General features: G+C 64.1%; 6 protein-coding genes, 2 tRNA genes and 1 pseudogene. 2 read left to right on the forward strand and 7 right to left on the reverse strand.

What is annotated here, in order from left to right; genetic code table 11:
- Window positions 1-196: 196 nt before the first annotated feature.
- The 5 genes and pseudogenes from ACSDR0_RS47805 to ACSDR0_RS47825 all read right to left on the reverse strand — a co-directional run.
- Window positions 197-405: pseudogene (locus tag ACSDR0_RS47805) on the reverse strand (transposase); the annotation flags it as partial.
- Window positions 406-455: 50 nt separating this feature from the next.
- Complete coding sequence (locus tag ACSDR0_RS47810; RefSeq protein ID WP_435295641.1) at window positions 456-1481, reverse strand: methyltransferase; 1026 nt, start codon at window positions 1479-1481, stop codon at window positions 456-458.
- Window positions 1482-1629: 148 nt separating this feature from the next.
- Window positions 1630-1702: transfer RNA gene (locus ACSDR0_RS47815), tRNA-Arg, on the reverse strand.
- 1 nt (window position 1703) lies between these two features.
- Window positions 1704-1780 (reverse strand) — tRNA-Ile (locus tag ACSDR0_RS47820).
- 77 nt (window positions 1781-1857) lie between these two features.
- Window positions 1858-3108, reverse strand: a complete 1251-nt coding sequence (locus tag ACSDR0_RS47825; RefSeq protein WP_435295646.1) for an IS701 family transposase — start codon at window positions 3106-3108, stop codon at window positions 1858-1860.
- 155 nt (window positions 3109-3263) lie between these two features.
- On the opposite strand from ACSDR0_RS47825, the gene ACSDR0_RS47830 reads away from it, so the two are divergent.
- Window positions 3264-3851, forward strand: a complete 588-nt coding sequence (locus ACSDR0_RS47830) for a hypothetical protein (protein WP_435295642.1) — start codon at window positions 3264-3266, stop codon at window positions 3849-3851.
- Between the two features lie 404 nt (window positions 3852-4255).
- Here the strand turns inward: ACSDR0_RS47830 and ACSDR0_RS47835 are convergent, their stop codons facing one another.
- On the reverse strand, window positions 4256-4858 hold the full coding sequence (locus ACSDR0_RS47835) for a DUF3885 domain-containing protein (RefSeq protein ID WP_435295643.1): 603 nt from the start codon (window positions 4856-4858) through the stop codon (window positions 4256-4258).
- Between the two features lie 962 nt (window positions 4859-5820).
- On the opposite strand from ACSDR0_RS47835, the gene ACSDR0_RS47840 reads away from it, so the two are divergent.
- Window positions 5821-8517: an RICIN domain-containing protein gene (locus ACSDR0_RS47840; RefSeq protein WP_435295644.1), complete on the forward strand. Its 2697-nt coding sequence runs from the start codon at window positions 5821-5823 to the stop codon at window positions 8515-8517.
- Window positions 8518-8653: 136 nt separating this feature from the next.
- Here ACSDR0_RS47840 and ACSDR0_RS47845 read toward each other — a convergent pair whose 3' ends face one another.
- A complete protein-coding gene (locus ACSDR0_RS47845) occupies window positions 8654-9010 on the reverse strand; it encodes a hypothetical protein (protein ID WP_435295645.1) in 357 nt (118 codons plus the stop codon).
- Window positions 9011-9253 lie beyond the last annotated feature (243 nt).

A 9253-nucleotide genomic window follows, 5' to 3' on the forward strand; every position in this document is an offset into this window, starting at 1 on the left:
TCGCCTACGCCACCGCCGTGGCGACCACCCAGCTCAACACCCGCGCCCGCCGCTGGATCTGGGGCCGTCCAGCTCCCCATCCTCGTCAACGCCGACGCCGTTTTACCTACCTGCTTTGAGGAACGTCGCATTAGTACGGCAGCGGCACTTGTGATCTATGTGCTGGTGGCCGGGTCGGAGCGGCGGCGGTGGTGGTGATACCCGCACGCAGCGCCGCGGCGATCATCTGCAACGCCAGTTGCGGCTTGGTCGCGAACTCGATATCGGCGGGGATACCGGCGGCCGCACACCGGCCCGGTCGGCGACCCAGGACCGCGGCAGGTAGAGCCGGACATCCAGCAGCGCCCGACCGGCCGCGCAGGCGTAGCCGAGGAACACCCCGATCTGGCTGTTTTCGACCCTCCCAAGGGATCGGCCAGGATCCCGCTCGACGCGGACCCGAAATCAGTGCCCGGTCAGGCACACACCGCCTCGAGGATCGACACATCTGATGTCGTCGCAACGACCCGCTCGAGCCGGAAACCGCAGGTCTGCAACAGCGACTCGTGTTCGCTGTGGGTGCGTTGCCTGCCCCCGGTGTGGATGAGCATCATGATGTCCATGGCTTTAGACCAGTCGGGCCCAGGGTCGTCGGGGATGACGCTCTCCACCAACAACAGCCGCGCATGCGGCGGAGCGGCCTTCCGTACGGCGGCCAGGATCGCCGTGGCCCGCTCGACGTCCCAGTCGTGGATCACGTCCATGAGCATGTAGGTGTCGCAGACCGGCAGCGGGTCCTTGAAGAAGTCGCCAGCTTGCAGCGTGAGCCGATCGGAGGCGATCTCCGCGGCACGCTCGATCACCGGGGGCAGGTCGAAAAGGATGCCCGTGGTTCGCTCGGCCGCGTCCACCACCGCCCGCAGTAGGTGTCCTTGGCCGCCGCCGATGTCGGCGATCGTTCCGCAGTCCGAGAAGTCGTAGGCGGCCAGGACACTCGCGACCTGGATACGCGCCTTTGAGACCATCGCGGCGTCGAAGACCCGGCCCGCCTCGGGATCACTCTGAAGGATGGCGAAGAACCCGTCCGGATTCAGCTTGTTCGTGGCCGGGAGTCCAGTCTGGAGTGAGTAGTCGAAGTAACCCAGTTGCTTTGCAGTACGTTCGGTTCCGAATGTTGCCACGAAGTCACGCCAAGACTGGGGATGGTCGGAACGGAGCATTCGCGACGCGCCGGTGTGGGTGAAGCGGTCGTCGCTGGCCGCGAAGACGCCATGGGCAGCGAGGAGGCGAAGCACACGACTGAGGGCCTCGGGATTCGCCCCGGTAACTTCGGCCAGCTCCTGGGCCGTCCGCGGCGTGTCGTCGAGCGCGTCGGCGACGCTGAACCTGGCCACGGAGGCCAGACAGTGCCCAACAAACAGGCCCCCGAGCGCCGCGGTCAGTGTGTCGAAGGGCCCCGTCTGTCGATCGAGCGCGGCGTGGTGGTCATCACTGGCGGCCATGAAACGCCTCCGATTTGTCCCCGGCACGTGGACGGCGCAATCGTCGTCGCAATCATTGTGCGAGCCGTAAGGCGTCGTCGACAGAGGGATAACCCTGGTTCGGTCCCGACGAAGCGTGTTGACTCAGCTGCGCCACGACCCGACTGCGTACCCCTGACAGGAGTCGAACCTGCATGCCGCCCGGTTCGTAGCCGGGTGTTCATCCATTGAGCTACAGGGGCATGGTCCCGTCGGCAGGAGTCGAACCTGCTGCGGCGGTCGTATCAGAACCGTGCCCGTACCACTCGGGCCTCGACGGGGCTCCACTTAGCTAGTCCGGGTGCGTGGCGCAGAACTATTGCCTTTCGCCGGTTAGTACGGCAGCGGCACTCGTGATCTATGTGCTGGTGGTGGCGTCGCGGCGTTTGTAGTGGCTGCGTCTGGCGGTGGCTTGGTGGCGTCGTCGCCACAGTGACCAGCGGATGGCGGTGGCCGGCGCGGGCGTGACCGGGGCGATGCTGGCTGCGAGCCTGCGTAGTTCGCCGATAGTCAAGGCGATCAGGATGTCGTGGCGTGGGTCGACGTGGTCGGGCTGCTGGCAGGCGACGGTGATGACCAGGATGGCCAGAGCGAACATGGCCAGCAGGATGAACTGGTGCCAGGCGATCCAGCCGCGGCATTGGTAGTGGTCCAGCCCGATGTGGGTCTTGGCGGCCTGGAAGGCTTCTTCGATGCTCCACCGCCGACCGGCCACGGCGATAAGAGTGGCCATCGGTACCGGGCGCGGGGTCCAGCAGCGGTAGAAGGCCAGTTCGCCGTCGCTGGCGCGGCGGACCAGCAGGCTGTGCACCCCGCCGTCATCACTGCTGTGATCGTGTACCCAGGCCCAGTCGTAGAAGCGTTCGCCCTTGGACCCGGCCCCACATGAGCGTCGTTCCCAGGCCAGCTCGCCCAGGCCAGCGGCGATGTCGTCCGGGCGCAGCCGCACCGGTTGGGTGGCCTGCACCGGCTGGTTACAGGCGATGGCCAGCACATAGCCCAGGCCCAGCCGGCGCAGCCCGGCGCGCAGCGTCGGATCGGCCCCGTAGACCTCATCGCCGGTGACGAACCCGACCCGCACACCGCGGCGCACCGCATCTTCGATCATGTCTAGGGCCAGCGCCGGCTTGGTCGCGAACGCCATCTGTTCGGGCACCCCGGCCGCCTGGCAGCGGCCGCGATCGTCGCACCAGGACGCCGGTAGGTACAGCCGGGCGTCGACCAGCGCCCGGCCGATCGCAGACGCGTAGGCCAAAAACACCCCGACCTGGCTGTTTTCCACCCGGCCGGCGGTGCCCGAGTACTGCCGCTGCACCCCGACCGACATGATCCCTTTCTTCAGGAACCCGGTCTCGTCGATCACGAAGATCGCGTCCGGGTGGCCGAGCCGGTCGGTCACCAGCTCCAACAGGTCGACCCTGGCCTGGTCGTGGTCCCACACCGCCGTGCGCAGTAGCCGCTGCATCCGGTCCGGGCTGACATGCCCGGCGTGCTCGGCCAGCCACCACCCGTTCTTGCGCTCGACCACCGACAACAACCCACACAGCAGTTCACCGGCCGTGGCCCGGGTCTCCGGCCGGGCGAACCGGACCGCGATCCGTGCGGTCACCTCGTCTAATACCGGCCGCCAGCTCGGGGCGGCTACGCTGTCGGCAACGGCCGACGCGTGATCATCAAGACTGTCCACAACAGACGATGATCAACCACGCGTCTGCCGCCCTCACTCCGGACCCGACAAGTGCCGCTGCCGTATAGTCATCTTTGATGAGCTTCGGCAACTTTGCCCGCAAGGTGCGTGATCCTGCCCTTCCTTACCGACACCGGGTATCGGCACTACGTTCGTGCGTTCAGCTGTACCGTCCCCTTGGTTTCCAGGCGACATTGAGTTTTCTCGAACTACGGGCAGGAAGATTCCAACACGACGAGACGGCGCTACTCAATGCTCTTGGGGTGATCGAGGAAAGTCGGGCCGCTCGACAGGACGAGATCATGGCTTACGTGGCAATGCGCCGAGAAGCCAAGCGACAAGGTCGGCGAAACCCACGCCAAGGAGATCCCAACCCGTATACGCAGGTTCGCTGGTACTGGTACGGCGCTCCAAGAGAAGCTGCGCGACACGCATTGTTGTTCTGGCTCCGGCGACGGTCAACTGGACTGCAGCCCCTGATGACCGACCCGATCCTGGTGGAGCTACGCCAGTGTGCCAGCTTGTGCCTAGAGCATGATGGTGAGCTGACGGCGACGGAGAGGCGCCTCCTGGCCCCTCGGGTGAAAGAGCTTGAGCAGCACCTGCAATTGTGGGATCTTCTGCAAGTTATCAGGCACATCGAGGTTGCAGCTGGCCTGAGGTGAGAAAGGTCGGGTTTAGCGCGGAAGACTTCTCTACTACCTCCGGTCGGTTCAGGACATGAGCTTTCCAGTTAAGGAGCCATGACGTTTCAGGCAGGAGTTCCCTGGGTGACTAACTGAGTGACAACGACCACGGACAGGGCCGGACGCCGATGGACGGCCAGGGACAATATCCGCAGGTCAAGCGCAGTATTAGCCTTGGCTGAGGAACCGTTTAGATTGCCTTGGGGTCAGGGGGCGCAGGTTCAAATCCTGTCGTCCCGACGCAGTTCAGAGGGCCGATCCGAGAATTCGGATCGGCCCTCTCCGTGTCTCGGGGACCGAGAGCAAGCATTGGCGGGGCGCGTGTCGATGCTTGACCGGTGGTCAAGCTGGATGGCGCCGGTTACCCGGTCGGTGCGGTGTCCTTAGAGGCCGGCCGGGTGGTCGGACAGCCAGGTGGGGTGTCGTGCTTTGAGCTCATCGCGTTCGGCTCGCGTGGACACGATTACGTCGGCGCCGCCGTCGTAGGGGTGATACAGCCAGCCGAGATCCGGCGGCCCGAGGAGCACGCCGTTGATTTCGTCGTCGGCCACCGCACGTAACAGGGTGTCGATGGTGTCCGGCTGCCATGGTCGTGCCTCGGCGTATAGCTGTGTATGGCTGCGGAAGTCGGGTTCTTCGTCAGGCTCTTCGATGAGGGTCTGCCAGTGCCGCGAGGTCGGTGTGACCTCTGATCGTCTCGGCCACCGTTGTGGTGTGGTCTGCGGAGTGTCCGTCCACTCGGCCGTAATGATCAGAAGGTGTGAGCCGGGATTCAGTTCGGACAGCACGGTGTAGTGGCGATCGAGCACGATGGCGTATTCCGCCGCACTGTCTGGGTAGCGCTTTGATTCCGGCAGGCTGCGAAACCTGACCCAGTGGTCCGGATAGCGACCGGGAAGCCAGTGGGCGAACGGCGGGCACTCGGGCCATTTCCGGTCCCAGAGTTGGCTCAGCGCCTGCGGCTCGAAAGCACCATTGAGGATCACCGTGCTGTTCTATACGAGGACCTGACGGGCGGCTAAACGATCCGGTTGGCGGTGCAGCGCCTCGACATGCCAATTTCTCCTGAAGGGGGCATGGGCATGCACGTCAACTAAAGCGACTCCACGAAAGCCGGGGTGTATCAGGCGGCGACTGAGCGAACCGGCGAATGTGATCATATTCGCAGATGAAAGTTACATCAGCGAATGTGATTCACCACTGCTGATGTAAGCGGTTTCCTCTCTCAACCTGCCCGGAATGCGGGCTGATCCAGCAGGGATCTGGTGCGCCGCAGGCACTGCATGGAGGATTGCGCCGGGCCGCCGGCAACTGGCGCGGCGACGGAGACACCGGCCCTTGACCTGGAAGATCGGGCCCACGAGCTGCCAGGTCACACCGTACGCATGACCGGCGGGGTCCCACCGTAACCCGCGGGAAGTCCACCATGTCGCGGAAGATCACCTGGCGTCGCGGCGCTGGGGTGGACGAAGGTGCGCCTTCCCTGCTCCATCGACTGTTGCGAGACGCCCCTGTTAATGCGACATTACACCCAGACGTCAGTCGGCATACGTCATACGTTACGAAATGGTAACGCCATGTCTGCCACGGATTCTTAGGACGTGTTATGAGGAGACCTCTTGCGCCCCGGCGGCAGTGACCCTCGTCTGTGCGGCGCCGGGGCGGACGACCAGGGCTCCTTCAGCACCGGCGAGCTCGTCCTTCGCGCACTGGAGGGCCCATGAGCCGCCCGTGGCGAATGCTCGGTGCGCAAGACCGGCCGGCACCGCTCATCCCGCGGCAAGGACATTCGGCCTCACCGGCGACGAGCCTGCCGAAGCCTCGGATCGATGTCCTCAACTGCAAGACAGGCGCTACGCCCGCGCAATGGCACATCCCGACGAGTTCTGCTACGGCGGGGTAATTGCGCGGCGAACACTCTGCTCGGAACCAGCGAAAGGAACAGAGCGTGAAGTCAGCCTTGTCCACCACTGGGAGGGCGTTAGCAGCGCTTGCGGTGTTCGTTGCCGCTGTGTTGCTGCCGACCTTCGCAGGTAATACCCCGGCCTCGGCAGCGACCCAGGCAACCTACTACGTCGCCCCCGACGGCAACGACGCCAACCCTGGAACGATCACGTCACCGTTCAGAACCCCGCAGGGTGCGAGGGACGTCGTTCGCACGGTGAACGCCAACATGACAGGCGACATCTACGTGTATCTCCGCGGGGGCAACTATTCGGTTAGCAGCACAATCGACTTCACGCCGGCCGACTCCGGCACGAATGGTTACAGGGTCATATACGCCGCGTATCAGAACGAGACGCCAATCCTCAGCGGAGGCGTTCAGGTAACTGGATGGACGCAGCACAGCGGTAACATATGGAAAGCCTCGCTGAATCGCAATAACAAGCTCCGTGCGCTCTATGTCAACGACAAGCGCGCGTACATGGCTTCGAAAACAATAAGCTCGGCGGGGTGCTCGGGAACCTACAACATCACGGCGGGGCAGGCGTCCTGGGCGTGGGAATCGGGTTCGCAGTGCGCGGGAGCAAAGTACAGTTCGGGTGATTTTCCCGCTATCGCCGGCAATCAAGACGACATCGAAATAGAAACGGGGACGACCTGGACCACGGCTATCGTGGGAGTCCGGCAGGTCACCTATGACGGCACGAACCGTATAGCTCTGTTCCAGCAGCCGGGAGCGGCTATCGCCCAAGGTGCCTTCAACGGGAACGCCCAGGTCGGCGGCACCCACAAGGTCATGAACGCCTACGAGTTCCTGGACACGCCGGGCGAATTCTACTTCGACAAGACGAGCCGGACGGTGTACTACTACAAAGCGGGCTCCGAAGACATGTCGACCGCGACGGTTTTCGCACCGAACAATGTGTCCACCGTTCTCAAGGTCGCCGGCACCTCCACGAGCGGTCGCGCCCGGAACATCACATTCTCTGGCCTCACGGTCCAGCACTCCGACTGGAACCTGTTCAACGTGGCCGGCTCGGTGCTCAAGCAGGCCCAGCAGGGCAATCTCGGCGCACTCGCATATGCCAAGCAGAACTTCCACGTCTATTACTACCGCAATGTCGACACGGCGCCCGGCATCATTCAGATCGAGAACGCCGACGGGCTCGTCCTGCAGAACAACCGGATACAGCACACCGGCGTCGACGGAATCAACATGGTCAACGACGTGGTGAACACGCAGTTGATCGGAAACTACACGAACGACATCGCCGGCTCCGCTATCACTGTGGGCCATCCCCAGCATGTCTACATCGGGGACTACGCCGCGACGAATCGCGAGAAGTATCCCGCTCAGGTCGAAGGAGCGCCCAAGAACATCGAGATAAAGAACAACTACATTTACGACAGTGCTGTGTTGTTCAACGGGCACAGCCCCATCTCGGCGTACTTCGCCGACGGCCTGTCCATCCAGCACAACCGCATCGAGAAAACCCCGTGGTCCGGTGTGACGCTCGGTTGGGGGTGGTGGAACTTCGACGGATCGTCAGGCTCGATCGCGCCCAACCGGCCGACCACCACGGCGAAGAACAACAACATCAGCTACAACCACTTCATTGACACGGTTCAGCGCCTGAGTGATACGGCTCCCGTCTACACGCTGGGCAGCCAGCCGGGAACCACAATCAACAACAACTATATGCAGGGCGTCCCGTCCGGTCACAAGTACGGACTACACCCGGACGAAGGCTCGGCGTACATCGCTTTCCGCGACAACGTCCTGAGCGTGGACAAGAATATTACGTGGCTTATCAACTCCGACGACTTCGGGCGTAAGCACGATCTGAGCATCACGCAGACATACGGTCCTATCAATAAAGTCTCCAACAAGAACCTGCCGAACAGCACGGTCCAGGATATCCTCGTATCTTCCGACTATGTCTGGCCGTCGCAGGCTTATGGCATCGCCGTGAATTCCGGACTCGAGGATGCATACAGGAACATCATCCCCCAGAGCAATCTTTCTCTGCCGGATTACGTCCTGCCTGCCAGCACGTTCGTCGGCACCGGTGTGACGTCAATTCCCATCCGGAGCGCCGGCGATGCGAGCAAGACGGTCTGGCTGGCTCCCTCGGGTACGACTTCCTTCGCCGTCGGCAACACGATGACCAGGGCAAGCGGAACCGCGACCTCCATTGCCGTTCCGACGTCGGCCGGCGAGTATCGGCTCTACGTCGTGGACGTCCAGGGGAATCGGTCGGCGGAGTCGAAATCGCTCGTCAGGCAAGGAAACGGCGGCGAGGGCGGCCAGCAGAACGTCACGATCGTGGGTGGCCAGTCGGGTCGATGCGTAGACATCAGCGGCGGCACGGCGACCAACGGCGCTCAGGCGCAGCTGTGGGACTGCAACGGCGGCACCAACCAGCGGTGGACGTACACGTCGGGCAAGCAGCTGCAGGTGTTCGGCAGCAAGTGCCTGGACGCCTACGGCCAGGGCACCTCGAACGGCACCCAGGTGGTGATCTGGGACTGCAACGGACAGACCAACCAGCAGTGGAACCTCAACTCCAACGGCACCATCACCGGTGTGCAGTCCGGGTTGTGCCTGGACGCTAACGGCGGCGGCACCGCCAACGGTACGAGGGGCATTCTGTGGTCGTGCAACGGCGGCACGAACCAGCAGTGGAGCCTGCGCAGCTGACGTGAGGTCCTACCGGGCCGCGGACGGTCATACGCGCACCGCCCGCGGCCCACCCTGCCGACGGTCGGGATTCCATCCGAAGGCGTTGCAGCCCCCGTACGAGATGGGGACGACGATGCGGTCTCCGGGCTTGATCTCATCCCCGCGGATACCCTCGATCGACTCCCGCGGGCTGTAGCAGACCACCCGCCGCGCCGACCCCTCCCCGGCTGAGGAAGCAGTACGCGGGGGATCGTCCGGGGAGGACTCGGGCGGCGAAGCTGTCGACCGCGCCGGGCATGCCCGCCGCCTCGCGGCCGAGGCCCGTGAGCGTGCTCCTGGTCAGGACGTCCGACAGCACTCCGGTGACCGCGTCGGCGACCGCCGGGTCCGTAACCTGCCGGCAGCGCGGCGGGAAGAGGCGCGGGGCACCTGAGCCGTCGCGGATCTCCGTGATCACGATCGGCTCGCAGAAGCGGCCACGGGCGGCGAGGCTCGCGTAGGAGTTGGCCACCGAGACGGGGTCGGCCTCGTTGACACCCAGCGTGAACGTCGTCCTTGTCCCCGGTTGCTCATCGGCAGCAGGCGCAGCACCGCGAACGCGTTTGTCACACCCAAGTAGACCGGTCGCAGCAGCACGGTCGATCATCCTGCCGCAGGGTCACCAGCCGTGCGACAGCGGTCGCGTCCTCGGAGCGGTGTAAAAGGCTCGACGAGGTAGGTGCCGTGGGTTGATCTTAGGCGGCCTCGGTCGTGG

The organism is Streptosporangium sp. G11 (assembly GCF_051192615.1).
GTDB lineage: Bacteria > Actinomycetota > Actinomycetes > Streptosporangiales > Streptosporangiaceae > Streptosporangium.

Excerpts from the sequence above, each read along its gene's own strand:
- ACSDR0_RS47810 (WP_435295641.1), bottom strand. The coding sequence starts at position 1,481 with ATGGCCGCCAGTGATGACCACCACGCCGCGCTCGATCGACAGACGGGG.
- ACSDR0_RS47830 (WP_435295642.1), top strand. The coding sequence starts at position 3,264 with ATGAGCTTCGGCAACTTTGCCCGCAAGGTGCGTGATCCTGCCCTTCCT.